We start from the raw sequence: 25,367 nt of genomic DNA on the forward strand, positions 1-25,367 counted from the left end.
TAGTAAAGATATCGCCTAGATTGGCCTCACCAACGAAAAAGGAGCGTAAGTGTGCAAGGGGAAATCGAGCGCAAGCTGGCCGAAGCAACGGCGTTACAGCAGCGTGGAGACAAGGACGCCGCGGCGATAATCTACCGCCAGATCCTAAAGAAAGAGCGTAAAATTGCGCCGGCCCATTATAATCTCGCACTTATCCTGAAAGAGCAGGGCAAATGGCTGGCAGCGGAGAAATCCTTTAAGGCGGCGATTGCGGCTGATCCGGGTTACCGGCTGGGCTGGCGTGGGTTCGCACGTTTCCTCGCAGAGAGGGAGAGACCACGTGAGGCCGTTCGCACCGGATTAAAGCTCGCTGGGTTTGATAATTTTTCTCCTGCGAGCTTGCAGGAACTCGCCGATCTTCTGGAGCTGGTACCCGTCGGCGATCTCGGACCCGCGGGGGATGAGGCAATGCTTCGTTGCCTTAATTCCGACGAGGTGGAGAGTGATCGCTTTATTCTGGCCCTGCTCGCGCGTATTCGGCGCCAGAAAGGCATTGTGAAGATGCTGGACGGGACGGGTGGCCTTGCCGGTCTGGAAGGCGCATTGAATGAGCCGGTCATCGCGGCGGCCTTTTCCCGGCTGATCCTGCCCTCACCGGAATTGACTACCCTGATCGAGAAGGCGCGGGCGCAGCTATTGCTGGAAACATGGGAAATGGCGCAGGAGTTGATGGCTCTGCTCGCGTTGCAGCTCGCGCTCACAGAATATGCCTTGGAAACACCGCCCGGCACACCGCCGGAACCGGACGCGCTGGAGCCTGCGCTTCGGGCTGCGCTTTATGCCCCACTGGATCCTGATGTGGCCACCGAATTGCTCATCCAGGAAGAGGCGCAACTCGCAACCCGACCCTGGTGCCGGCTTTTGCTCACTAGGATGGGGCCGCAGACCTTGCGAGAGCGGGAAATCGCATGCGCTCTGCCAAGTCTCTCCGCGAGCGCCGATGCGGTGTCCGGCGCGGTGCAGGCCCAATATGAGGAAAGCCCCTATCCGCGCTGGCGGGAGCTTCGAAGTGGAGGGGAGACAACATTGCCCGCACTTCTAAAGCGGTTGTTCCCGACTATTACGCCCCCGTTGCCTGCCGAGAAACCGGCTGTATTGATCGCCGGTTGCGGCACCGGACGGCATGCGCTTCGCACGGCCAAGCGGGTCATCGGGTCGGAGGTGACGGCAATTGATCTATCGCGGCGTTCTCTGGCCTATGGCGCAAGGCAGGCGGAGGCACATGGCATTACGAATGTCACCTTCGCTCAGGCGGATCTTGTCGATTTGCCGGACAATCTCGGACGGTTTGATCTGATCGAGGCCTGCGGCGTGCTGCATCATATGGCCGACCCGGAGGCCGCGTGGAAAGGCCTGCTCTCCTTTCTTGCGCCCCATGGCGTGATGAAGGTTGCACTCTACAGCGAACAGGCTCGTCAGGATGTGATTGCCGTGCGGGAGATGGTGGGGAAGCGGATTGATCGGCTCACCCTCGATGAAATCCGAAGCTTGCGTAAGGAATTGATGGCGCTCCCGGAGGATCATCCGGCGGCATCGGTAACCAAAGAGCTTGATTTCTATTCTTTAAGTGGCTGCCGTGACTTTCTCTTCCACCGGCATGAACAACGCTTCGACATTCCGCGTATCGCCAAGGCGATTGACGATTTGGGCCTCGATTTTCTTGGCTTTGAGTTTGCCGATCCAAAGGTCATGACCGCTTATCGCGCCCGCTATCCCGATGACCCGTCAGGCCATATTCTCGCCAACTGGCAGGCGATTGAGGCGGAAAACCCCACGCTCTTTCGGGGAATGTATCAGTTCTGGTGCCGGATGCAGAGGGGGTGACCCAACGGACAACTTGTGAGACATGACGGTCTCCTTATTGTTGCGCTGCAATATATTTCTTTCCAAGGCGGCGTAAATACACTATGTTCCGCGGCAAATTGACATCTCCAAAAACTGGAAATTTATCACGTGATCAAGCCAACGCTTGCCGCCGTTACCGGCCTGTTTTCTGCCGGACGCAACAGCGCTGACCCTATTCGGTTTACGCCGGGCCGGATCAAGACCGAACTGCTGTCCGGTCTGACTGTCGCCCTCGCCCTGGTGCCGGAGGCTGTGGCCTTCGCCTTTGTCGCGGGTGTGCATCCGCTCGTCGGACTTTATGCGGCCTTTATCGTCGGGCTGGTGACGGCGCTGATCGGCGGCCGTCCGGGAATGATCTCCGGCGCGACCGGCGCGCTGGCCGTTGTCATGGTCTCCCTCGTCGCATTACATGGGGTGGAGTATCTCTTCGCGACTGTCGTGCTGATGGGCATATTGCAGATTTTGGCAGGGGTGTTCCGCCTCGGGAAATTTATCCGGCTGGTGCCACATCCGGTGATGCTTGGCTTTGTGAACGGTCTTGCCATTGTGATTTTCATGGCGCAGCTAACCCAGTTCAAGACGGTCGATACTTATGGCGAGATTGTCTGGATGACAGGCTTGCCGCTTATCATCATGCTGGGCCTTGTGGCCGCGACCATGACGATCATCTGGTTGATGCCGAAGGTAACAAAAGCCATTCCGGCGCCACTAGCCGGCATTGCTGTCATCGCCGGGATCGTGATTTTCTTTGGCATTGATGTGCCGCGTGTCGGCGATCTGGCCTCCATCAAGGGCGGCCTTCCGGAATTTCATATCCCGATGGTACCGATTAATCTGGAAACCCTGAAAATTATCTTCCCCTTCGCCCTGATCCTTGCGGCGATTGGCCTGATCGAGAGCTTGTTGACCCTCAACCTCGTCGGTGAGATTACCGAACAGAGCGGCGGCGCGTCGCAGGAATGTGTGGCGCAAGGCCTCTCCAACACGATTACCGGATTTTTCGGCGGAATGGGGGGCTGTGCCATGATCGGGCAGTCGATGATCAATATGAAATCGGGCGGGCGCACGCGCCTTTCGGGCATCGCCTCGGCGCTCTTTCTGCTTGCCTTCATCCTTTTCGCCTCCCCAATGATAGAGCAGATTCCGCTTGCCGCGCTTGTTGGCGTGATGTTCATGGTGGTGATCGGGACGTTTGCGTGGCAGAGCTTGCGGATCATGCGGATCATTCCGCTCTCCGATACGCTGGTTATTATTCTTGTGACTGCGGTGACGGTTTTAAGCGATCTGGCCGTTGCGGTTGTCGTAGGCGTTATTGTCTCGGCGCTGGTCTATGCGTGGAACAACGCGCGGCGCATTCATGCTATCTCGGAAATTAATGAGGATGGCGCGAAGGTCTATAAGATCGAGGGGCCGCTCTTCTTTGGTTCCACCGATGGCTTTGCGGAGATTTTTGACATCAAGGGTGATCCCGACCTAGTCATTGTCGACTTTATGAACAGCCGGGTGGTGGATCAGTCGGCCTTGCAGGCGATTGAGGTGTTGGCGTCGAAATACAACGCGGTCGGCAAGCATATCCAGCTTCGCCATCTGTCGCGCGACTGTCACCGTTTGCTGAACCGTGCCGGGCAGTTGATGGTTGATTCCGATGACGATCCCAATTATGGCGTTGCCGTCAACTATTCGGTCAAGACAGGAATATTGGGCGGGAATCACTAGGCGCCAGATCGATCTTGCCTTTGCCGGGTTAGGTCCTATTGTTGGGGATATTCACTCTCAACAATCGGGACATAACAATGCTGAACAATAAAATCATCCTGATCACTGATGCGCTGCATTTTCTGGGCAAGACGGGCAGCCGTGTCATGACGGCAGAGGGCGCAACGGTTTATGCGCAGGACGAAGCCTTTACTGATGCCGCGACGCGCGCAGAGTTCGAAGCGGACATTCCGGGCACGAAAGCCCTTGCCGAGCAGGACCCCACGGAGATTGTCGATAAGATCATCGCCACCGAGGGGCGGATCGATGTGATGATCAATAACGACGCGTTTCCTGCGCTGAAGGCGTCCATTGATGAGGCGGATATCGGGGACTTCCGCCGGACGGTTGAGAACCTGATGGTGCGCGGCTTTCATTTTGCGAAGGAAGCCTCAAAACATATGAAGAAGGCGGGGCAGGGGAAAATCCTGTTTATTTCATCCGCCGCGCCAAAAAACGGCATTCCCAACTACTCCATGTATGTGGCGGCGCGGGGCGGGACAAATGCCCTTGCGCAGACCCTCGCCAAGGAACTCGGGCGATATAATATTCAGGTGAACGCGCTGGCACCTAATTTCGTTGAAAGCCCGGATTATTTCCCGAAAGAACTGCTGGAGAATGAGGCCGCGTTCAAGAAGATCACCTCACAAATTCCCTTGGGCCGTCTCGGCACGCAGGAAGAGGCGGGCGACTACCTTCTCTTTCTCGCTTCCGACAAATCAAACTTCATTACCGGGCAGGTGCTCTATTTCGCGGGCGGCTGGGCGTAACTTTACGCTTTCGGCTTCTGGGTGAGGGGCATCAGGCGGGTGACATGGCCCATCTTGCGGCCCTCCCGCGCTTCCTTTTTGCCATAGAGATGCAGGCTGTTCTCAGGGTCCTCCAACAGGGTGCCCCAAGCCTCGATCTCGTCACCGATAAGGTTTTTCATCACTGCGTTTGAATGGCGGGCAGGATCACCGAGAGGAAGGCCGCAGACGGCGCGGATGGCCTGTCGATACTGGCTGGTGGCGCATCCCTCAATCGTCCAATGACCGGAGTTATGTGGCCGGGGGGCCAGTTCGTTGACGAGGATCTGGTTATCCTGTGTGACGAACATTTCCACCGCCATCAGCCCGATAAGCTCAATTTTCGTGGCAATTCTCTCGGCCATCTCGATGGCTTTTTCGGCAAGCCAGTCCGGGATATCGGCGGGCGCGAGCGTGACATCGAGAATGTGGTTCTTGTGCCGGTTCTCCACCGGGCAAAAGGCGGCGGTTTCCCCCGCCGGGTTGCGTGCAACGATAACGGAGACTTCCATCTTGAAATTGACACGCCCCTCAAGAATGGAGGGGGTGTCCTTCATCTCGGCCCAGACCTTATCGAGATCGCTGGCGCCGGTGATCTTCACCTGTCCCTTGCCATCATAACCGAGCCGGCGGGTCTTCAGGATCGCCGGGGCCTTGATCTGCTTGACCGCCTGGATCAGTTCCTCCATGGATTCCACATTCGCGAAGGTCGCCGTACCGATGCCGATATTGTTGATGAAGCTCTTTTCGAATAATCTGTCCTGCGTGATTTCCAGCACTTTTGCGCCCGGGCGGACCGGCACGACCTTGCTCAGGAATTCGACTGTATCGGTCGGGATATTCTCAAACTCCAGCGTAACCACATCCACGCTTTTGGCAAAGGCGGTGAGGGCCTCCTGATCGCTGTAGCTGGCGACGGTAGAGCGATGGCTGACCTGCGCGGCGGGGCTGTCCTCCTCCGGGCCGAAGACATGAACGAAATAGCCCATCTCAGCGGCGGCAATGGCCATCATGCGGCCAAGCTGTCCGTCTCCCAGAATGCCTATATGTCCACCGGGTGCAACTGTTGTCATTTTTACTATTATGCCTCTATTTGGGCTCGTCGGCCACGGCTTCGGTTTGTCGCATGCGCCAGTCATTGACGGCCGTCGCATAGGCGTCGTTTTCAAGGGCGAGGATTTGCCCGGCCAGCAGTGCGGCATTGATCGCGCCCGCCTTACCAATGGCGAGGGTGCCGACGGGCACGCCGCCGGGCATCTGGACGATGGAGAGAAGGCTGTCCATGCCTTTCAGCGATTTGCTTTCGATTGGGACACCAAGAACGGGAAGCGCCGTCATGGAGGCCGCCATGCCCGGAAGATGCGCCGCGCCGCCGGCGCCGGCGATAATCACTTTCAGGCCGCGCGCCGCGGCATGGGTTGCATATTCATAGAGACGGTCCGGCGTCCGGTGTGCCGAGACGATTTTAGACTCGAACGGAATTCCCAGCGTTTCCAGCGTGTCGGCGGCATTCTTCATGGTTTCCCAGTCAGACTGGCTGCCCATGATAATCCCGACTTCTGCTTCCCGGTTGGTCATAGATTGCACTTCCCTGTTGTGACCTTGACGGTTTGAAGCAGGCGATTATAGGCATGCCGGCCAAAGACGCAAGTGAAGGTTGCTGTCATTTCAGGCGGGACGTGCATTTGCAGCGAAAGCGGCGGAACACTTTGAGTTCTCAGTTAAATTGTTATACAGTTCCGCCTAAATAAATCACCTATGAAGGGCAAGGGAGAAGTCATGAAAATCGGATCAGGCGGTGGGAACCGCCCCGTGACAAGTGGCACGAACAGAAAAACCGGAAAAACCGGTACGAAAGGTCTTTTTACATCACCCCGACAGATCGACGACAGCGCTTCCGTCCTTGGTATCCCGGATACAGAACTTACCCCGCGTGTGCAGGTGGCGATCCGCAAGCTGATGGCGGAGGTGGACGGACTGCGGGAGAAGGTCAAGGAACTGACGCGGCGCGTGAGCGAGGCGGAGCATATTGCCGATCAGGATCCACTCCTGCCGATATACAACCGCCGTGCCTTTGTGCGCGAACTGACCCGCGTGCAGGCTTCGGTTGAGCGGTACCAGACCGAAGCGAGCCTCGTTTATCTCGATCTCAACCGCTTTAAGTCAATCAATGACGACCTCGGTCATGAGGCGGGGGATTATGTGCTCTCTCAGGTCGCACTCCGGCTGAAAGAAAGCGTGCGCGATACAGACATTGTCGGGCGTCTCGGCGGGGATGAGTTTGGCCTGATCCTGTCGCGCACGAAGGCAGAGGATGCGCGCAATCTGATTGACCGGCTGCCGAAACTGTTCGCGGAAAACCCGATTATCTGGAAAGGGGCCTCGCTGAATACGTCGCTTTCCTCAGGCGTTGTCTCCATCCATTCCGGCCAGAATCCGGAACAGACATTAAGCGCTGCCGATAGCGAAATGTATAAGGAAAAGCAGCAAAGCAGCCACCCCGACGCGTAAGCCGGACGAGCGGCTCAATCAGGCGATAATATCCGGCAGCATCATATTTTGCGTCGCATAGATCTGGTCCTTCAGGATCAGCTTGCGCTTTTTCAACCGTTGCAGTTGCAGCGAGTTGTAGTTACCGGTTTCGATCAGGGCGTCTATTGCCCGATCCAGGTCGCCATGTTCGGTTTTCAACTGTTCCAGCTCCGCGCGCAGCATTTCCTGCTCGTCAATTTCCGCCATGATAAAAAGGCACTCCGACAACTATTTTCCAATGAAGCGACAGCTATGCTACCCTAACGCGGGTAACGATGTAGCGTGACGCGAATATTAGCACTTTTCCGCGCCAAAGCCTAGGGTCAGGCATTCAAGTGCAGATGTTTTTTTGAAGGGGGAGCTGTTCAGGATGGCGATTTTTTCCTCGGCCGTGTTTCCGCCCAGTCAACTCTGGGATTATGCGGTCAAGCTTTATAACGATGCCGAGGTGTCAGCGGCATGCCTGCGCCTGCAGGATCGGCGCGCCCTGGATGTGAACATGCTGCTGTTCTGTGTTTGGACGGCGGCGAGTGGGCGCGGACGGCTCAGCCCGGAAGAACTTGAGGCCGGGATCGAGGCAGGGATGCGTTGGCAGGCCGAGGTGGTCGCGCCGCTCCGTCATGTGCGCCGATATCTGAAAGGGTCAGTCGTTCCTGCTGACGGTCGCCTCGCGTCGGAGCTTCGCCGGGGCGTTTCGGACAGTGCGCTTTTCGCCGAGCATATGGAAATCCAGTTCCTGAATGAAATCCTGAAACGCCCTGCGACAGGCTCCTTCGGTGCGGAGGAGCGCGGGGAGGCCGCGGCCGATAACCTCGCCGCCTATCTCAATCATGTCACGGAAATCATCGATACTGATGATTTATCTGATCTGTTGCTAATCTGGCAGCAGGCTTTCCCGGAGGCGGATCCACGTCTGACGGGTTTGTTCGGTTCCTAAATTCAAACAAGAAAAAGAGTAATGAAACAGAATAAACGATTCCATTTTAGCCTTTTCCCTCTGATTGCCCTTGTTGTTGTTAGCCTCACTACCTCTGTCAGTGCGGCGAGCAAGGAAGACGACCTGCGCGATGCACTGAACAAGAACGGGCAGGCCTGCGCCCAGAAGGGCGATCAGAATTGCGCCACTGTTTGTCAGTCGGCTTCCCAAAATCTCGCGGATAAGGCCCTCGCGAGCAATTGTTTCTGGCTCTCCAAGAAATCTGCGATGAGCGGGAAACTCAAGAGAGGGGATCCAACGTTCGAAAAGATGCGGCAGCAAAGCAGGATTTGTACCGGTCACCGAGATGCCCCTTGTGCAAAGGCCTGCAATGCCGCGGCGCAAGATCCGGCGAATGCTCAACTGGTCGCGCAATGTAACGCCGAATACCAGCGGATCGTAGCTGCCAACCCGCCGCCCAAGGCCAAACCGGAGGCAAGCATGACTCTGGCGCAGCGCATCGCCCTGATGAAGGACAAGGGGGCCTATTGCAAGGTGAAGGAAAGCTATAGTCACGACGCCGGTACGCGGCGGGCGATTATGAACTGCAAGAGAACCTGTCTGGACAAACGGATTAATAACGCAAATTATACCGAGAAAATGCGGGAGAAGATGGCCGGCCAATGCGAGACGGCCTATTACAACGTCTATAAAAAGCTCGGGAAGTAGGGGGCGGTTACGCGCCGTCCTTCAGCCCCCGCCATTCCCGCGCGAGGGAATTTTCCAGCCCCATCAGGTTGAGCAGATGGCCGGTGAACTGATCAATGATCTCATCGATCGTCTGTGGTTTCGTGTAGAAGGCGGGGACCGGCGGGGCGATGATTGCACCCATCTCCGATAGTTGGGTGAGGGTGCGGAGATGCCCCGTGTGAAACGGTGTTTCCCGCACCGCCAGGATAAGCCTGCGGCGCTCTTTTAAACAAACATCTGCGGCGCGGGTGAGCAGGCTGCTGGTGACTCCCGTCGCGATTTCCGACATCGTGCGGACGGAGCAAGGCACAACCACCATGCCCATGGTCTTAAATGAGCCGGACGCGATGGTGGCGCCAATATCGGCGGATTTATGGAAATGGGACGCAAGCGCTTTCACGTCGGAAACATTCATGTCCGTTTCCTGCGTGATGGTGATTTCCCCTGCCTTGGAGATAACCAGATGGGTCTCCACGTTGAGTTTCTGGCAGGCCTGAAGCAGGCGAATGCCGAGTTTTGCGCCCGACGCCCCGCTTATACCGATTACAAGTCGGTGGTTTTCCATCGCGTTCCGATTTTCGGTCAAAATATTCTTCCCCGGAGGCATTGATTCTTGGTCATGCAGTTCATAATTCTGTAATATAGAGTTGTCTAGCGCTGGCTTGCCAGCATCCTGTCGTTTCTAACAAAGGAGATACACTATGAGCACAGCAGATCATGTCGCACAGCTGACAGAAAAACACCATCAGATCGAAGAGAAAATCGAGAATGAACTGGCCAGCCCGTCCGCAGATCATGTGCATATCAGTGAACTCAAGCGTGAAAAACTCAGGATCAAAGAGAGGATATCGACGCTCTCGGCGGAAGGAAAAGTTACCCATTAACCAGCAGGTTACCTCCGTTTCCTGACCCCTTTATTTGACAAGTAAGAAGCGCTGAAATTCGTTTCGGCGCTTTATTTTTGTGCGTCGGCCCGGATAGGGGAGCAGGATGATCCGGCCCCCTTGGACCGGGGTGGCCAGTCGGGTGGATGAGAGGGAAAAATAGTTTGATTGGGGGGCTGGTGCGGGCGGTATTTATGGTTAATATAGGCGGAAGACGCATTTGGTGATTCGTCAAGTTTTATTTTTTCAAAAAGTTTTCCACAAGCTGTTGACGCGATAAGCAGCTTTATACAATATATAGTGGCCGCACGCGAAATCGGCGGCATATCGAGTTCAATGAACGACCGCAAAAACCACTTATTATTGTAATTATCGGAATAGAAGCACAGCTTATCCGGCAATTGTTACAAAAATAAGGCACGTTGAACGATATTTTATTACAAATTTGGGCGAAAATCGCCGCGTAACGAGACGAAGATTATAGGGGTAAGGCGAATGCTGGATACGGTCGACATGTTAACAGATATTGTGCAGGTAAAGGATGGCGCGCGGGTCCAGATTGACCATAGCCGCGACAAATATCTGACAGAATTCGGCAAGGCCGTCTTGAAGGACCGTTACTTGTTGCCCGGCGAGAGTTTTCAGGACCTGTTCGGCCGGGTGGCAAGTGCCTATGGTGAAGGCGATTCCCACGCGCAGCGCATCTATGAATATATCAGCAAGCTCTGGTTCATGCCCTCGACGCCGGTTCTCTCCAATGGCGGTTCGACCCGGGGTCTGCCCATCTCCTGCTTCCTTAATGAATCGAATGACAGCCTGCGCGGTATTGTCGATCTCTGGACAGAAAACGTCTGGCTTGCCGCGAAAGGCGGCGGCATCGGCAGCTATTGGGGCAACCTCCGCTCCATCGGCGAAGGGGTCGGCGCAGTCGGCAAGACCTCCGGCGTGGTGCCGTTTATCCGCGTGATGGACAGCCTGACCCTCGCCATCAGTCAGGGGTCCTTGCGGCGCGGGTCGGCGGCGGTTTACCTGCCGATCTCCCATCCGGAGATTGAGGAGTTTATCGAGATCCGCCGTCCTACCGGGGGGGATCCCAACCGCAAGACGCCGAATTTGCATCATGGTATTCTCATTTCCGATGCCTTTATGCGCGCAGTGGAGGAGGATGGCGAGTGGGCGCTGACCAGCCCGCATGACCACGCCATTGTCCGCACGGTGAGTGCGCGCAGCCTGTGGATTCGCATCCTCACGGCGCGGGTCGAGACCGGGGAACCCTATATCATCTTCAATGACCGGGTGAACGCCCAGATGCCGGAGCATCACAAGCTTGCCGGTCTGGAAGTCAAAACCTCTAACCTTTGCGCGGAAATTACGCTGCCGACGGGGACGGATCACCTCGGTGAGGAACGCACGGCGGTGTGCTGCCTCTCGTCGCTCAACCTTGAAAAATATGACGAATGGGAAGGGCAGGACGGCTTTATTGAGGACGTGATGCTGTTCCTCGACAATGTGCTGCAGGACTTTATCGATCGCGCGCCGCACGAAATGGCGCGGGCGAAATACGCCGCGATGCGCGAACGCAGCGTCGGCCTCGGCGTGATGGGCTTTCATTCCTTCCTACAGGCCAAGCGCGTGCCGATGGAATCGGTCATGGCGAAAGTCTGGAACAACAAGATCTTCACCCATATCCAGAAGGGCGTCGATGCGGCGTCGAAATCGCTCGCCAAACTGCGTGGCGCCTGCCCGGATGCGGCGGATTACGGCTTTGAGGAACGCTTTTCCAACAAGACGGCGATCGCGCCGACGGCCTCCATCTCCATCATCTGCGGGGGCGCCAGCCCGGGGATTGAGCCCGCGGCCGCTAACAGCTACACCCACAAGACGCTTTCGGGCAGCTTCAACGTGCGCAATCCGCATCTGAAGGCATTGCTCGCGGAGAAGGGTCAGGATAACGAGGATGTCTGGAGTTCCATCACCGTCAAGGAAGGCTCCGTCCAGCATCTTGATTTCCTCGATGATCATGAGAAGGATGTGTTCAAGACCGCGTTCGAGCTGGATCAGCGCTGGATCATCGAACTCGCCGCTGACCGCACGCCGATGATCGACCAGTCGCAGTCGGTGAATATCTTCCTGCCCGCCGACGTGCATAAGCGCGACCTGCACCAGATTCATTTTCTGGCGTGGAAGCAGGGGGTCAAGAGCCTCTATTACTGCCGCTCCAAATCCATGCAGCGGGCGGAAGTCGTCGCGACGAAGGAGGAACTTCCCAAGGAACTCCGCGAGCTTGCCGCGAGCCTCGCGCCCGCCGTTGCCGAGGCCGTGGAAGCCGCCGGCGAGACCACCGATTACGAAGAATGCCTCGCCTGCCAGTAGGGCGGGGCACCCTCAACAGATTACGTGAAGAATAGAAACACGCCATGTCGCTCCTCGATGCCAAGCCGGTCTACAAGCCCTTTTCCTATCCCTGGTGCTATGATGCCTGGCTGAAGCAGCAGCAGATCCACTGGCTGCCGGAGGAAGTGCCGCTCGCCGATGACGTGAAGGATTGGCACAACACCCTGTCCGAATCCGAGCGCCACCTGCTGACGCAGATTTTCCGCTTCTTCACCCAGTCGGATATCGAGGTCAACAACTGCTACATGCGCCATTACAGCCGCGTGTTCAAGCCGACCGAGGTGCAGATGATGCTCGCGGCCTTCTCCAATATGGAGACGGTGCATATCGCCGCCTATTCGCACCTTCTCGACACCATCGGCATGCCCGAGACCGAGTATTCCGCCTTCCTCCACTATAAGGAGATGAAGGACAAATACGACTATATGCAGCAGTTCAATGTCGAGAATAAGTCGGAGATTGCGAAGACCCTCGCCGTGTTTGGCGCCTTTACCGAGGGGCTACAGCTTTTTGCGAGCTTCGCCATCCTGCTCAACTTCCCGCGCACCGGCAAGATGAAGGGCATGGGGCAGATCGTCACCTGGTCCGTCCGGGACGAGAGCCTGCATTGCAACTCCATCATCAAGCTGTTCAAGACGTTCGTCTCTGAAAACCCGGAAATCTGGACGGCGGAGTTCTGTCAGGAGCTTTATGCGACCTGCCGCGAGATCGTCATCCATGAGGACGCCTTCATCGACCTCGCCTTCAGCGCCGGGGAGATTGAGGGGCTGACGGCGGAGGAGATCAAGGGCTATATCCGCTATATCGCCGACCGGCGGCTGCATCAACTCGGCCTCGATGAAATCTACCATATCGAGAAAAACCCGCTCCCCTGGCTCGATGCCATCCTCAACGCTGTCGAGCATACCAACTTCTTCGAGAACCGTGCGACGGAATATTCAAAGGCCGCGACAAAGGGGACGTGGGAAGACGCGTTTGCTTGAGGGGGTTAATTATTTTGATACGGCCAGCCGATTAGCCCAAGATCATCGAGAAATTTTTTATGTAATTCATCAGTCCCTATATCGAAGCTTCTTTGATTAGGCCAGTGTGGGAAATTAAATTCTCTTCGATGCTTTTCTAATCGCTCAAACTCATTTCGTTGTTCTTCTGTTAATTGCGCCTTTACCAAATATACATTGTCTTCGTCTATGTCGGGCAAAGTGTTATTAACCCCTTCATATTCAAAGGCAAAATTGTAGCTTAGTTCTGTATCTTTTGTTCCAAAAACTAGAGCTCTTTCTTCGGCGGAGCCAAAATTGGGAATGGTTAATATATTACTTCCCGCTACAGATATTCCATAGAATTTACCTTTATTGATGGATTCGCTAAATCTTGCTGATTTGATACTGGGCTCATCAATTGTTGCATATTCAAAACGCGTTCCCCGTAATTCAGCATCAATAAATGAAGAGTAATTTAAATTAGCTCTGTAAAATTGAGTGCCCAATAATTTTGTATTGTTAAAAACTGAATGCGTAAGTCGGCATTGGTCAAACATTGCCGCTGAAAAATTTCCATTTGAAAAATCGACTTGTGATAAGTCCGTATTTCTTAGATCTAACCGGAATTTCTTCTTCCACTCTAGTGCTATTTGCGTTTTAGATCGTCGGCCAACTACGGTTATGGCGGCTTTAATATCCGCTCTAGGGGCGTCATCTTCTAACAAAGGTTTGTCCTCGTAGACAGATTTCTCAGGAGCATTTTCTCTGATATATGCGCACAGAATTTCCATGATTTGTACATGATCGCGCAGACTGTCTTTTGCGATACGTTCCAACGCATAGATTGCGCCTATGCGGACTTCTAGATTAGGGACGGAGCGCTCAAAGGTTTCTCGATCAATTATAGGCGTTCCGTCCGGCCTTTTTGCTGCAATTAATTTGCCTTCGTCATCGTATTTCCATTTATTCTCGTTATTTTTCTGATAACGCGGAGTTTCTATAACCTCCTTAATCGTTTTTTCAGAGCCAAGCCCTTCGACGGCTTTATTAATTCGATCAGTTATCTGGCCCTGTTCGGCAACATTCACTTGCTTTTGTGCTACAATGGATCGCCAAACCAAAAAAGGGGTGCCAACAAAGGCTACGACAACCAGTCCAAAGTTTCTTATTGTTTCAGACGTCGCGTTTTCGACGGTTACATCGAAGTTCAACATGACGCCAATTAGTAATACAATGGCATAAGCGCCTATTATGAGCAGCAATACTGCGATAAAAAATAGGGCTATTAGAGTTGGTGTGCCCAACCACCTGACTTTTTTATCGAAAAGTCCGTCTTTGATATGCAGCCAGTCCAGTAATGTCGGTTTTTCGTCGCTCAATTGGTTTCCCCATAACCACACAGACAATAATATTTTCTAATATATCCGCGAATTTGGTGTGCTGCCAAAATATATTTTCGGCTAAGGGTATCCCCCTCAACCACACCCCTCAAAAAACCACGCTCCCGCAGGTCCGCTGTCTTTTGCCTTGGGCTCGGCGGGCGGGGCGGTTAGGATGGCCGTAATGGAAGCAAAGCGCGGGGTGCAGGATGGACAAGAAGGCATACAAGAAGGAGCTCTATAAGTTGCAGGTCGAGCTGGTGAAGCTGCAGCGGCATATCATTGCCCATGACCTCAAAATCCTGATCATCTTTGAGGGACGGGACGCGGCCGGCAAGGACGGCACCATAAAACGCATTACCGAGCATCTCTCCCCGCGGGAGACCCGCGTTGTGGCGCTCGGCAAGCCCTCCGACCGGGAGCAGGCGAGCTGGTATTTCCAGCGTTATACGGCGCATCTGCCCGCGGAGCAGGAAATGACCCTCTTTAATCGCAGCTGGTACAACCGCGCCGGGGTGGAGCGGGTGATGGGCTTCTGCACCGATACGGAATATGAGGCCTTTATGGGCTCCGTCCTGCCGTTCGAGCATCTGCTGGTGAAAAGCGGGGTGCAGCTTCTGAAATATTATCTCGATATCTCCAAACCCGAGCAGATTGAGCGGCTGGAGGATCGACGGCAGAACCCGCTCAAAACCTGGAAGATCAGCCCGATTGACGCGGTCGCGATTGAAAAATGGGATGAGTATAGCGCCGCCCGCAACGAGATGCTGAGGCGCACCCATAATCCGGTGACGCCCTGGCATGTGGTCCGCGCCGACAGTAAGAAGCGCGCACGCATCAATGTCATCCGTCATATCATGGCAAATGTGGACTGCCCGGAGAAAGATGAGCATCGCGCCCATCCCGATCCGGACATCATTTTCGAATATGACGAGAAGCACCTGAAAAGCGGCGCTATCGCCCGATAGAAAAAAGCGGCCTGATCGCTCAGGCCGCAATGTGCTTATTTCGGGCTTTTCCGGCCGATATTCAGCGAGCTTTTGTTCGCTGCGGAACCGGCTGTAGCCAGAACAGGGGCCTTCACCTGCTTCGGCTTCTTGATTTCCTTGTTTCCGCGCTTGTTGTTGCCTTTGGACATCTGTTTTCCCTTTCACGAGAAGTGGGTCGCAAAATACACGGATATTATGACGCCGCGTTCGAACGGTTGATGGGCGTTCCAGGCGGCATTTCGCCGCCTCAATCCGGTAAGGGGACAGCGAAATTTGTGTGAGAATATGGCGGCGCGTCCCCTGATCCTGTACGTCGCAACCCGCTATGTGCGGGCGCTCGCCGGGTGTCCCGGGCGGGGGTCATTTCCACGCGGACATTATATCATATTTTTACAAAATACAGCGTTATTTTCGCACCGATCGATACGAATTTCAGAATATTATTTTGGCCGCCCGCCGCGTCAGACGGAGCGGGTCAACCCTCCGTCAATGCGGATATTCTGCCCCGTAATATAGGCCGCCGCGTCTGAGGCCAGATAGCTCACCAGGCCAGAGACTTCCTCCGCCTTGCCATAGCGATCCATGGGGATGCGGGCGCGGCGATCCTCGGTCTCGGGCAGGCTGTCGATAAAGCCAGGGAGGATACTGTTCATGCGCACATTGTCACCCGCGAACTTGTCCGAGAACAGCTTGGTGAAAGAGGCGAGACCGGCACGGAACACGCCCGATGTCGGGAAGAGGGGGTCGGGTTCGAACACCGCGAAGGTGGAGATATTGATAATTGTCCCGCCTCCTTGCTTGGCCATGATTGGCGCGACCATGCGCGCCGGGCGGATGACGTTGAGGAGATAGACCTCCATCCCCTTGTGCCAGTCCTCATCGCTGATCTCCAGCACGTCGCCCTTGGGGCCATGCCCGGCGGAATTGACCAGCACATCGATGCGGCCCCATGTCTTCATCGCCAGATCGACCAGTTTCTGAAGATCTTCCTTTTCCAGATTTGAGCCGGTGACGCCAACGCCACCAAGTTCCTCAGCGAGCGCTTCGCCCTTACCGGAGGAGGAGAGGATCGCGACCTTAAAGCCGTCGTCCGCGAGTTTGCGCGCCGCATCCGCGCCCATACCGCTGCCGCCTGCCGTGATAAGAGCCACTTTTTCTGATGCCATTATCTTTCTCCCGGTTGATCATTTTCTCCACTATAGGCGGGCGCTCTATCTTTTCCATTTATTTCGGCTAAACTTGCGGTGAAAAGGAGAATAAAGCCGTGCAACGCCGCCTGAGCGCCATTCTCGCCGCCGATGTGGTGAATTATTCCCGCCTGATGGGCGCGGATCAAACCGGCACGCTTGCGGCGCTCCGGGCAATGCGCAGGGACCTGTTCGAACCCGCCGTCGCCAACCATCGCGGCCAGATCGTCAAGCGCATGGGAGATGGCTGGCTGGTCGAATTCGCCAGCGTCTCCGATGCGGTTGACTGCGCGATGCAGGTGCAGGAAGGGCTCGCGGACCATGATCTCCTGCGCCTCAGGATCGGCATCCATATCGGTGAGGTGATTTTCGAGGAGGAGGATATCTATGGCGACGGCGTCAATATCGCCGCGCGGCTCGAAGCGTTGGCCGAGCCCGGGGGACTGCTGATTTCCGACAGCGCGCGGAACAGTCTCGATGGCAAGGCGGCGGCAGTCTTTTCGGACGGCGGGCCGCAATCGCTCAAGAATATCGCGCGGCCGGTTTCCGTCTGGCGCTGGTCGGTCGGCGGCGTCGCGCCCGCAGGCGTTGCGGAACCTCTCGCGCTGCCCGAGAAACCCTCCATCGCGGTGCTGCCCTTCACCAATATGTCCGGCGATCCGGAGCAGGACTATTTCGCCGATGGCATCACCGAGGATATCATCACCGAGCTGGCCCGCCTCCAGAGCCTGTTCGTCATCGCCCGCAACACCAGCTTCACCTTCAAAGGGGAAAGCCGCAATATTCAGGATGTCGCGCGGACACTTGGCGTGCATTACGTGCTGGAGGGCAGCGTGCGCAAGGCGGGCAACCGGGTACGCGTGACCGGTCAGCTGATCGACGGCAAGAGCGGCGGCCATGCCTGGGCGGAGCGGTATGATCGCGATCTTGCCGACATCTTCGCGGTTCAGGACGATGTGACGGAGAAGATCGTCAAGGCGCTGAAGGTCAGCCTTGTGGGTGCAGACGAACTGCCGGAGCGGGCGGAGACCGCGGCGCCCGAAGCTTATGACTGCGTTCTTCGCGGGCGCGAGCAGTACCGGCTCTTTACGAAAGAGGCGCTGGCCAACGCCCGCGCCCTTTACGAGCGGGCCACCGCCATTGATCCGGCCTATGCCGCGCCCTATGCCGGCCTTGCGGAGGTGTGCCTGCACGAATGGTTCCTTGGCGACGCGGCGGCAATTGACACGACATTCGAGCTCGCGCTGAAGGCGACGAGCCTCAATCCCGACCTGCCGCTGGTCTATGAGGCGCTCGGCAATGCCTATCTGTTCACCGGCCGCCATGACGAGGCGATTGCGGCCTTTCTGCGCTGGATCGAGCTGGAACCGAACAGCGCCGAGGCCTATGCCAACCTTGCCGGGGCGCATGTGTTCAACGGCGAGCCGGAAAAGGTCCATGACCTGATCGCCAAGGCGTCGCGCCTCAATCCCGTCTATCCCTTCTATTATCCGCTGTATCGCGGCCAGGCCTATTTCGTAGCGGGCCGCTATGAGGAAGCGGCGGATTTCATCAGGCGGGCGGCGGATCTCAATCCGGCCTCCCCGCATCCGCCGATGTGTCTTGCCGCCAGCCTCGCCCTTCTGGGCCGGGAGGAGGAGGCGAAGGCCGCCGTCGCCGCGACCTATGCGATCATTCCGGACGCGCGCCTCGGCTCCGTTCGGAAGAACCTGCCGTTCCGGCGGCCGGACGATCTTGATCGCCTGCTCGGCGCGATGCGGCGCGCGGGATTCACCGACTGACAGCTAGCTCCGCTCCAGCCATTTGAGATGAAGCGATGCCGCGAGCGAGATCAGCGAGGCGATGAGCATGAGGGTTATCAGTGGAATGCCGCCGCTTTCCTCTGTCGTGATAGCGCCGGTGATGCTGGTCAGTGCCGCCCCGATCCCGACCGACAGCGCACTGACCAGACCGACCGCAGATCCTGCAAGATCAGGCCGGATGGAGAGGACCCCGGCATTGGCGCTTGGCATGGTCAGACCGTTGCCGACACCGACGAGCATGACGGGCCCAAACAACGTATAGGCATTGATGATACCGCCGAGGAAGAAAGCGAGGCTGATAACCATGCCGACGGTCGCAAAAACACGCCCCGAGATCATCATGGTGGTGAGTGAAAAGTGCTGGGTCAGGCGACCCGAGATAAAGGTTCCCAAGGCAAATCCAACCGTAATTAGACCCATATAGATCCCGAGAACGGCAGGCGACAGGCCGAGCAGCGTAATGGCAACCAGCGGCACGCCGGCGATGAAGATATAGAACCCGCCGGTCGAGAAGGCCATGCAGATGGCGTAATCCCAGTAGCGTCCGGTCATCAGCAGATCGGGATAGCTTTTGAACTGCTTTGTGAAACTCTCACTTTTGTGCTGGTTGGTTTCACCAAGATCGACCCAGCAGAGCAGCAGCGTGGCCGCCCCAAAAAGAGCATAGACAATGAAATTAGAGCGCCAGCCAAACAGCTCATCCAGCACCCCGCCGACCATTGGCCCCAGCATCGGCGCGAGGGACATGCACATGGTGATGAAGCTTATACGCCGCGCGGCCTCCTTCGCCTCGGAGGTGTCGCGCACCACGGCGAGGGCGACGCCCCAACCCGCGATAATTGCTCCCTGAAAGACACGGGAAACAAGGAAGACATAGACATTTTCCGTTGTCGCACAAACGCAGGAAGCGACGGTGAAAACCGTGAGCGCAACCAGCATGACCGGCCGCCGCCCATAGCGGTCCGAGAAGGGGCCGATGATCAGCGTCAGGATCGCCGTAATCCCAAGATATCCGGCGATGGCGAGGGTCAGAAGGGCATATTCCGCCTCGAAATCCAGGGCCATGTTGGCAAGCGAGGGCAGGAACATGTTGAGTGACAGTGTCGCAAGCGCGGGCAGCATAATCAGCGTAAGCATCCGGGGCGGTGTCGTGGCGGCAAGTGACATTCTTATTCTCGTTATTTTACTGCAAAAAAAAGCCCCCGAGAAATTGGAGGCGCAGGGGGAAACGGTCTGGTGTCCGTTACCGTTCCATGCGCAGGCTTGTCACCACAAACACGCGTGGCTTGATTTGAGATTTTTCTTCCATATGAAGCAGGCTAGGGCCAGCTTGCTGTAGCGTCAACCAAAAAGAGTTCGCGGACAAATTAGCGCGACATTGAAGTCCGTATTGCCTTCTCACATCAATTGTTTCTCGCTGGCGATGGGTATGGCTTGTAATTAATCCGTGATAGTCTCTACACTCCGTTAGAGGCAAACTGGCGGAGTTGTAGTTAGCAGACAGGAGAATATGATGGGTCGGATGACCAGCCTAGTTCTGATCATTTTGGGCATGTTCATGTTGACGGCCTCTCCCGCCTGGACGGAGGATCGGGCGATGGAAAAGCAGATTGATGCGGCCTTTGCCGCCGGGGACCTACCGGGGCTGCATGGGGTGCTTGTCCTTCATAAGGGAGAAATCCTGGCGGAGCGCTATTATGAGGGACCGGACGAGAATTGGGGGCGACCCATTGGTGTTCGTATGCTTGATAAGAACAGCCTCCATGATCTGCGATCAGTGACAAAAAGCATCGTCAGCCTGCTCTATGGCATCGCGCTCGGCGAGGGGAAGGTGCCGGGCCTTGATGAAAGCGTCATTGCACAATTTCCCGAATATGCCGATCTTCAGAACGATCCCGAACGGCGGAAGATCACGATCCGCGATACTCTTGCGATGACTATGGGAACGGACTGGAATGAAAACCTTCCCTATACCGATCCGCGAAACAGCGAAATTGCCATGGAAATGGCGGCGGATCGCTACCGCTATGTCCTCGACCGTCCAATGGTACATGAGCCGGGTGCGCGCTGGACTTATAATGGCGGGGCGACGGCGCTCATTGGCCATCTAATTGCCCGGGGCACCGGTATGCCGCTCGATGACTACGCCCGCGAGAAGCTGTTCAAGCCGCTGGGCATTGAAGATTTCGAATGGGCCAGGGGGGCGGACGGGGTCCCCTCCGCGGCCTCCGGCTTGCGGCTGAACATTCATGATCTGGCAAAAATCGGACGCATGATGATCGATAAGGGCAACTGGAACGGGATGCAGGTCGTCCCCGCCGAGTGGGTAGTGGAGGCGACAACGCCGCAGGCGACGCCGGAGGCCGGTATTCGCTACGGTCTTTTCTGGTGGCTGGCGGGCGAGGGGGAACCGCCCTATTGGGCCGCGGGCTTCGGCAATGGCGGACAGCGGCTGATGTTCGGCGCGCGCAATGACCTTGTCGTCGCAGTCTTCGCCGGACGCTATAACGATCCCGAGGCTTGGCGTGTTCCGGTGAAAGTTATTCTCAATTTCGTTCTTCCGAACATTCGAAATCAATAGCGCACTAGCCGCACGCCGCCTCGGCCCTCGGCATCACCACGGTCTTCGCCTGGATCGGCCATGGCCGGGGTGATCAACCTGATCATCGTCGGCGCGCTCTATTTCACGATCCGGCGGAAGTCCGGCCCGACGCTGAGCGCCGCACCCGCCTGACGCCTGCCGCAATTACCTGCCGAACAGGCGCTTCGTGGGATCGCTCATCATCTCGAATTTCGCATTGGCGACACGGCCCTCGGCATCCTCCGAATAGACCTCCTGAAGCCGGTCGAGGAAATACATTTTGATCGGCGCCTTGTTCTTGATCTCGATCGTGCCGCGCTCGGTGAAGTCGAAATAGGGGGCGGTCTGGCGGTAGACGCGCTCGGAGACATTGATCTTTCCGGCCTCCCCATGCGCTTCCAGCCGTGCCGCCACATTCACCGCATCGCCCCAGATATCATAGGTGACGCGCGTGCGCCCGACGAGACCGGCAATGACCGGGCCGCCATGCAGACCGATGCGAAACTCAAAAAATGGTAGCCGCAGCTTTTGCCGCTCCGCCTTGAGCTGTTCCGCCGCCGCCTGCATCGCAAGCGCGGCGAGGCAGGCCTTGACTGTATGCAGCCGGTCGGCGCTCGGCACACCGGCGACTGCCATATAGGCATCGCCGATGGTCTTGATCTTTTCAAGGCCGAATTGCTCCATGACGCGATCGAACGCCGCGAAATAGCTATTGAGCATGCCGATGAGCATGGCCGGTTCGGCCTTTTCCGTGAAGCTCGTAAATCCGACGACATCGGCGAAGAGAATGGTCGCATCGTTGAAGAAGCGCGGCGCGACCTTGTCATTTTCGAGAAGCTCCCGGGCGATCGGCTCGGGCAGCATGTTCGAGAGCAGGTTATCCGCCCGCGCCTTTTCCCTCTCCAGCGCCGCATGGGCGCTGTCCAGATCGCGCATGGTCTGGTCGAGCTCGATGATGCGGCGGCGATATTCCAGCTGGGCCATGGTCTGGTGGGCGAGGCGGCGGATCGCCTCCTGGCATTCGAAGGCCAATTCGCGCGGCTTGAAGTCCATGACGCAGATGGTGCCGATGGCAAAACCGTCCGGCGTCACTAGCGGCATGGCGCAATAAAAGCCGAGGAAGGGATCGCCGACCACAAAGGGGAAATCCTTGTAATAATCGTCTTCCTTAAGATCGGGGACAAGAACGAGTTCGGAGCCGCAGACAGTTACCGAACAGAAGGCAATCTCCCGCGGGCAGCCTTCAAAATCGGCGGGCAGGCCGTATTTCGACTTGAACCAGAAACGGTCGTCCTCGATGAAGCTGACATAAGCGACGGGGCAATCGCAAATCTGCGCGGCGAGCTGGCAGATATCCTCGAACGCTGCCTCCACGGGCGTATCCATGATGCGATAGGAGCGTAGGGCCGCGTTACGTTCGACTTCGTTTTCCGGGACGGGATAGGTCAAATCGAAGCCTCTCACTTTTGAAGGGCCGGGCATTCAAATGGTGGCGCCTATTGCATGGTGACGTCGTTCTTCATGCTATAGAGAATAAAGAGTACCTCTTCCTTCTCCCGCTGGCCAACATTGTTTTTTTCGAGCGCGTCCATGGCATCGTCGAGGACGGCGATGAATTCGGAATTGCTGATGTTCATGGCTTTATGGACAGAGACCATGTCCGGGCCGGTATAATTATTCGGTCCGCCTGTTCCCATGATAAAGAAATCAGACGCAGACCGTTTCGCCTTCGCCACATCGGTTTCGGCAAACCGCTTCGCGATTTCCGGGTTGCTGACATGGTTATCGACCAGCACGTCCACGATTTTTTCAATTTTCTCAGTGCCGCCCAGCCGTTCGTAAAGTGATGCGCCCATGATCCAAATTCCTGTTTTCCGTTTCCTGAAGGGAAAAGCTAGGGCATGATGCAAATGCCGTCCAGTTCAGAAACTGTACCGCGCCTCAGGACCATATACATTTCTTAAGCAGGACATGACGGTCGCCAACGAACAGAGAAGGAGACCGTCATGCAGGCAAGCTATCGACAATTCTGCCCCGTTGCTATGGCCGCGGAAATCCTCGGGACCCGCTGGACCATCGTCCTGATCCGGGAGCTGGTGGCGGGCTCTACCCGGTTCAACGACCTCCGCCGTGGCCTGCCCAGGATGTCGCCGGCGCTGCTTTCGCGGCGGCTGAAGGAACTGGAAATTGCCGGAATTGTTGAAAAGACAGCCGCAGCTGCGGACCGAAGCAGCCATGAATATCGCCTGACGGAAGCGGGTCGCGATCTGAAGGCGGTTATCGAGAGCATCGGCATCTGGGGCCAGAGATGGGTCAGGACCGACCTGGCGCTCGATAATCTCGATCCGAACCTGCTGATGTGGGACATGCGGCGCAACCTCAAACCCTCGCCGCTGCCGTCGGTTCGCAATGTCGTCGAGTTCCATTACACCGACTTGCCCTCGTCACAGGAATACTGGTGGCTGATCGTCGAGCCGGATGGGGAGGTGGATATCTGTTCCGTCGACCCGGGCTTCGAGGTTGAGCTCTACGTCCGGACGACGCTCAGAACCATGACCTCCATCTGGATGGGATTCTCGACCGTCGCAACGGAACGCAAGACGGAATGCCTTGTCCTTGAGGGCGATCCCGGGCTCGCGAAGAACATGCAGACATGGCTCGGCCTTAGTCATTTCGCCAGTGAGAAAAAGCGCATCTAGCGGGGTCGGTAACGGGTCGGCGATCCTTTACTTCGTACCGATCTGGTCCATGGAGACTTTGCGGTTGAAGAGTTTTTCCGCCGTTTTATAGGCGATCTGCTCGGCGGTCTCGCGCGGCAGCAGGCTGAGCCATTGCCGGTTGAGGGCGATCAGTTCGGAATAATTGCCCCACTGTGCGTTGATCCAGGTATCGGTGCCGACCATCAGCCGGTCGGCAAACCGGGTGAGGATGCGGCGCCAGTGCGGGTCGATCTCGGCCATGGATTTGAGGATGTCATTCTCCCGGAAGGAGGTATCGGCATAGAGCGTCGGATAGGTTTCCATCACTTTCTCGACCACATCGGCGGGCTCACTCATCCCCGCATGGGCCCAGATGATGGTGAGGGCGGGCTCCAGCTCATAGAGAAGATGCACCGGATCGGCCCCGGAATGGACATGGATCGGGATAGACCGCGCCTTCGCCATCGCCGTCACCTTTTTCAGCAAGGGCCGGTCGGTCGGGTCGAGATTATGGATATGAAACTCGCCGAGACCTTCATGCGGATATTTCGCGAGGCGTTCCTCCAGATACTCCTCCATCCCCGGCGCCTTCGTCCAGTTGCCGGATCCGGCATTGCCGTGATAGGGGCGCAACTCGGGCACGATGCGGTTCGGCGCATATTCCCAGAGCATGATCGTTCCTTCATCGGGGGTGGAGGAAACAAGCCCCATGGCGACGCCGTTCCGATCCATCAACTCGATCACGCTTTTGACAGGGTAGGGGCCCCAAGCAGGCTCCTTATAATGGATATGCGCATCAAAGAGCGGCACATCCTTGATCGCCTCTCCAATCGGGGCATGATCCCCATCTGCCCGCGCGACAGTGGCGGTGAGAAGAACGGTGGCAATAAGGCAAAGGCCGGAACGGGGCAGGGTCATGATATCGCCTCATGGGTTATGGAATATGGTTAAGTATAGCATGTTCTCGCGAGGTCTGCAGGGTGTTTCCCCTTGCAGGACGTGATTGGGACGGACAAGCTCATGCGATATTTTCTGGTCCATTACCATGACACGCAATTTGGCTCCGGCAGCAAACAGCCGGATAAATGTTGTCAAGTGTGATGCCCGTCATTGCCGAAATGCTATGAAGGAAATACTCTCGATGCGGAGAGAAATGCCATCTCCTGTCCGTACTATCTTGAAAGAAAACGACCATGATAAGTGATTTGCATTTGCCGTTGATCTTGCTGGCGGCGTTTGTCGCGACGGCGAGCCCCGGTCCGGCGATCCTCGCCATCTCCGGCCTGTCGATGAATTCCGGACGGCGCTATGGCCTTGCAATGGCGGCAGGGGTGACGACGGGATCGCTGATCTGGTCAGTTGCGGCGGCCTTCGGGCTGGGCGCGATTATGCTGGCGAATGCCTGGGCGTTTGAGGTTGTGCGGTATTTTGGTGCGGGCTATCTTCTGTATCTTGCCTATAAGTCCGGCCGGTCCGCGATGACGAAGGGCGGCACAGTAAGCTCCAGCGTTTCCGCTAAATCATATCGTGCGGCCTATGGCAAGGGGCTGGCGTTGCATCTGACCAATCCCAAGGCGATCCTGTTTTTTGGCTCGCTCTATTCCATTGGTGTGCCGCAGGATGCACCGATCTCGTCATTGGCGATTATCATTGGCGCTGTCGCCCTGCAGAGCGCTCTTGTTTTTCATGGATATGCGCTGATCTTCTCCAGTGCGCCGATGGTGGCGGGATATGCCCGGCTTCGGCGCTGGTGCGAGGGCGCATTTGCCATCGTCTTCGCCTTTGCCGGGATCAAGATCCTCACCGCACGGATCACGGGGAACTAGTGCCGCCCCGTATTCCGC

The 25,367-nt window shown here is 56.6% G+C and carries 25 protein-coding genes; 14 read left to right on the top strand and 11 right to left on the bottom strand.

Annotated elements, in window-relative coordinates; all coding sequences use genetic code 11:
* Nucleotides 1-51: 51 nt before the first annotated feature.
* From LKE13_RS18775 to LKE13_RS12350, 3 genes are all read left to right on the top strand, one after another.
* Nucleotides 52-1,863, top strand: coding sequence for a class I SAM-dependent methyltransferase (locus LKE13_RS18775; RefSeq protein ID WP_227951672.1), 1,812 nt, complete (start codon nt 52-54; stop codon nt 1,861-1,863).
* A 162-nt stretch (nt 1,864-2,025) separates the two neighbouring features.
* Nucleotides 2,026-3,600 (top strand): SulP family inorganic anion transporter, encoded by a 1,575-nt coding sequence (locus LKE13_RS12345; RefSeq protein ID WP_265334896.1) that lies wholly within the window; start codon nt 2,026-2,028, stop codon nt 3,598-3,600.
* Nucleotides 3,601-3,677: 77 nt separating this feature from the next.
* A complete protein-coding gene (locus tag LKE13_RS12350; protein WP_227951674.1) occupies nt 3,678-4,409 on the top strand; it encodes an SDR family oxidoreductase in 732 nt (243 codons plus the stop codon).
* Between the two features lie 2 nt (nt 4,410-4,411).
* On the opposite strand, the gene LKE13_RS12355 is transcribed toward LKE13_RS12350, so the two are convergent.
* Together LKE13_RS12355 and purE are read right to left on the bottom strand one after the other, a co-directional pair.
* A complete protein-coding gene (locus LKE13_RS12355) occupies nt 4,412-5,500 on the bottom strand; it encodes a 5-(carboxyamino)imidazole ribonucleotide synthase (RefSeq protein ID WP_227951675.1) in 1,089 nt (362 codons plus the stop codon).
* A 16-nt stretch (nt 5,501-5,516) separates the two neighbouring features.
* A complete protein-coding gene (gene purE / locus LKE13_RS12360) occupies nt 5,517-6,005 on the bottom strand; it encodes a 5-(carboxyamino)imidazole ribonucleotide mutase (protein ID WP_227951676.1) in 489 nt (162 codons plus the stop codon).
* 201 nt (nt 6,006-6,206) lie between these two features.
* Between purE and LKE13_RS12365 the strand changes: the two genes are divergently transcribed.
* Entirely contained in the window at nt 6,207-6,938 is a 732-nt protein-coding gene (locus LKE13_RS12365) for a GGDEF domain-containing protein (RefSeq protein ID WP_227951677.1), read from the top strand.
* Between the two features lie 18 nt (nt 6,939-6,956).
* Here the strand turns inward: LKE13_RS12365 and LKE13_RS12370 are convergent, their stop codons facing one another.
* On the bottom strand, nt 6,957-7,166 hold the full coding sequence (locus LKE13_RS12370; RefSeq protein WP_227951678.1) for a YdcH family protein: 210 nt from the start codon (nt 7,164-7,166) through the stop codon (nt 6,957-6,959).
* Between the two features lie 163 nt (nt 7,167-7,329).
* Here LKE13_RS12370 and LKE13_RS12375 point away from each other — a divergent pair, with 163 nt between their 5' ends.
* Both LKE13_RS12375 and LKE13_RS12380 read left to right on the top strand, forming a co-directional pair.
* A complete protein-coding gene (locus tag LKE13_RS12375; RefSeq protein ID WP_227951679.1) occupies nt 7,330-7,896 on the top strand; it encodes a TIGR02444 family protein in 567 nt (188 codons plus the stop codon).
* Between the two features lie 21 nt (nt 7,897-7,917).
* A complete protein-coding gene (locus LKE13_RS12380; protein ID WP_227951680.1) occupies nt 7,918-8,604 on the top strand; it encodes a hypothetical protein in 687 nt (228 codons plus the stop codon).
* A 7-nt stretch (nt 8,605-8,611) separates the two neighbouring features.
* On the opposite strand, the gene LKE13_RS12385 is transcribed toward LKE13_RS12380, so the two are convergent.
* Nucleotides 8,612-9,190, bottom strand: coding sequence for a UbiX family flavin prenyltransferase (locus LKE13_RS12385; RefSeq protein WP_415776531.1), 579 nt, complete (start codon nt 9,188-9,190; stop codon nt 8,612-8,614).
* A gap of 136 nt (nt 9,191-9,326) precedes the next feature.
* Here LKE13_RS12385 and LKE13_RS12390 point away from each other — a divergent pair, with 136 nt between their 5' ends.
* The 3 genes from LKE13_RS12390 (at nt 9,327) to LKE13_RS12400 (ending at nt 12,886) form a co-directional block, all read left to right on the top strand.
* Nucleotides 9,327-9,509, top strand: coding sequence for a YdcH family protein (locus LKE13_RS12390; RefSeq protein WP_227951682.1), 183 nt, complete (start codon nt 9,327-9,329; stop codon nt 9,507-9,509).
* Between the two features lie 513 nt (nt 9,510-10,022).
* The gene (locus LKE13_RS12395) at nt 10,023-11,882 is read left to right on the top strand and encodes a ribonucleoside-diphosphate reductase subunit alpha (RefSeq protein ID WP_415776532.1); all 1,860 of its coding nucleotides are present in this window, start codon (nt 10,023-10,025) and stop codon (nt 11,880-11,882) included.
* Nucleotides 11,883-11,926: 44 nt separating this feature from the next.
* Nucleotides 11,927-12,886 (top strand): ribonucleotide-diphosphate reductase subunit beta, encoded by a 960-nt coding sequence (locus LKE13_RS12400; RefSeq protein ID WP_227951684.1) that lies wholly within the window; start codon nt 11,927-11,929, stop codon nt 12,884-12,886.
* Between the two features lie 5 nt (nt 12,887-12,891).
* Here LKE13_RS12400 and LKE13_RS12405 read toward each other — a convergent pair whose 3' ends face one another.
* Nucleotides 12,892-14,265, bottom strand: coding sequence for a pentapeptide repeat-containing protein (locus LKE13_RS12405; protein ID WP_227951685.1), 1,374 nt, complete (start codon nt 14,263-14,265; stop codon nt 12,892-12,894).
* Between the two features lie 209 nt (nt 14,266-14,474).
* Here LKE13_RS12405 and ppk2 point away from each other — a divergent pair, with 209 nt between their 5' ends.
* On the top strand, nt 14,475-15,233 hold the full coding sequence (ppk2, locus tag LKE13_RS12410) for a polyphosphate kinase 2 (RefSeq protein WP_227951686.1): 759 nt from the start codon (nt 14,475-14,477) through the stop codon (nt 15,231-15,233).
* 35 nt (nt 15,234-15,268) lie between these two features.
* Here ppk2 and LKE13_RS18645 read toward each other — a convergent pair whose 3' ends face one another.
* Both LKE13_RS18645 and LKE13_RS12415 read right to left on the bottom strand, forming a co-directional pair.
* Nucleotides 15,269-15,403, bottom strand: coding sequence for a hypothetical protein (locus LKE13_RS18645; protein ID WP_265334870.1), 135 nt, complete (start codon nt 15,401-15,403; stop codon nt 15,269-15,271).
* Between the two features lie 312 nt (nt 15,404-15,715).
* Nucleotides 15,716-16,420 (bottom strand): SDR family oxidoreductase, encoded by a 705-nt coding sequence (locus LKE13_RS12415; protein WP_227951687.1) that lies wholly within the window; start codon nt 16,418-16,420, stop codon nt 15,716-15,718.
* Nucleotides 16,421-16,518: 98 nt separating this feature from the next.
* Here LKE13_RS12415 and LKE13_RS12420 point away from each other — a divergent pair, with 98 nt between their 5' ends.
* Complete coding sequence (locus LKE13_RS12420; protein WP_227951688.1) at nt 16,519-18,222, top strand: adenylate/guanylate cyclase domain-containing protein; 1,704 nt, start codon at nt 16,519-16,521, stop codon at nt 18,220-18,222.
* Nucleotides 18,223-18,225: 3 nt separating this feature from the next.
* Here the strand turns inward: LKE13_RS12420 and LKE13_RS12425 are convergent, their stop codons facing one another.
* A complete protein-coding gene (locus LKE13_RS12425) occupies nt 18,226-19,410 on the bottom strand; it encodes a multidrug effflux MFS transporter (protein ID WP_227951689.1) in 1,185 nt (394 codons plus the stop codon).
* A 355-nt stretch (nt 19,411-19,765) separates the two neighbouring features.
* Here LKE13_RS12425 and LKE13_RS12430 point away from each other — a divergent pair, with 355 nt between their 5' ends.
* Nucleotides 19,766-20,824 carry a serine hydrolase domain-containing protein gene (locus tag LKE13_RS12430; protein ID WP_227951690.1) on the top strand — a complete coding sequence of 353 codons (1,059 nt, stop codon included), beginning with the start codon at nt 19,766-19,768 and terminating at the stop codon, nt 20,822-20,824.
* Nucleotides 20,825-20,989: 165 nt separating this feature from the next.
* Here LKE13_RS12430 and LKE13_RS12435 read toward each other — a convergent pair whose 3' ends face one another.
* Together LKE13_RS12435 and LKE13_RS12440 are read right to left on the bottom strand one after the other, a co-directional pair.
* Nucleotides 20,990-22,273, bottom strand: a complete 1,284-nt coding sequence (locus tag LKE13_RS12435; protein WP_227951691.1) for an adenylate/guanylate cyclase domain-containing protein — start codon at nt 22,271-22,273, stop codon at nt 20,990-20,992.
* Between the two features lie 47 nt (nt 22,274-22,320).
* Nucleotides 22,321-22,680 carry a group I truncated hemoglobin gene (locus tag LKE13_RS12440; RefSeq protein ID WP_227951692.1) on the bottom strand — a complete coding sequence of 120 codons (360 nt, stop codon included), beginning with the start codon at nt 22,678-22,680 and terminating at the stop codon, nt 22,321-22,323.
* Nucleotides 22,681-22,830: 150 nt separating this feature from the next.
* Here LKE13_RS12440 and LKE13_RS12445 point away from each other — a divergent pair, with 150 nt between their 5' ends.
* Nucleotides 22,831-23,523 carry a winged helix-turn-helix transcriptional regulator gene (locus tag LKE13_RS12445; protein ID WP_227951693.1) on the top strand — a complete coding sequence of 231 codons (693 nt, stop codon included), beginning with the start codon at nt 22,831-22,833 and terminating at the stop codon, nt 23,521-23,523.
* 27 nt (nt 23,524-23,550) lie between these two features.
* On the opposite strand, the gene LKE13_RS12450 is transcribed toward LKE13_RS12445, so the two are convergent.
* A complete protein-coding gene (locus LKE13_RS12450; protein ID WP_227951694.1) occupies nt 23,551-24,441 on the bottom strand; it encodes an amidohydrolase family protein in 891 nt (296 codons plus the stop codon).
* A 275-nt stretch (nt 24,442-24,716) separates the two neighbouring features.
* Here LKE13_RS12450 and LKE13_RS12455 point away from each other — a divergent pair, with 275 nt between their 5' ends.
* Nucleotides 24,717-25,349: a LysE family translocator gene (locus LKE13_RS12455; protein ID WP_227951695.1), complete on the top strand. Its 633-nt coding sequence runs from the start codon at nt 24,717-24,719 to the stop codon at nt 25,347-25,349.
* The last annotated feature ends 18 nt before the right edge of the window (nt 25,350-25,367 follow it).

This window comes from Sneathiella sp. HT1-7, from assembly GCF_020731145.1.
Taxonomy (GTDB): Bacteria; Pseudomonadota; Alphaproteobacteria; order Sneathiellales; family Sneathiellaceae; genus Sneathiella.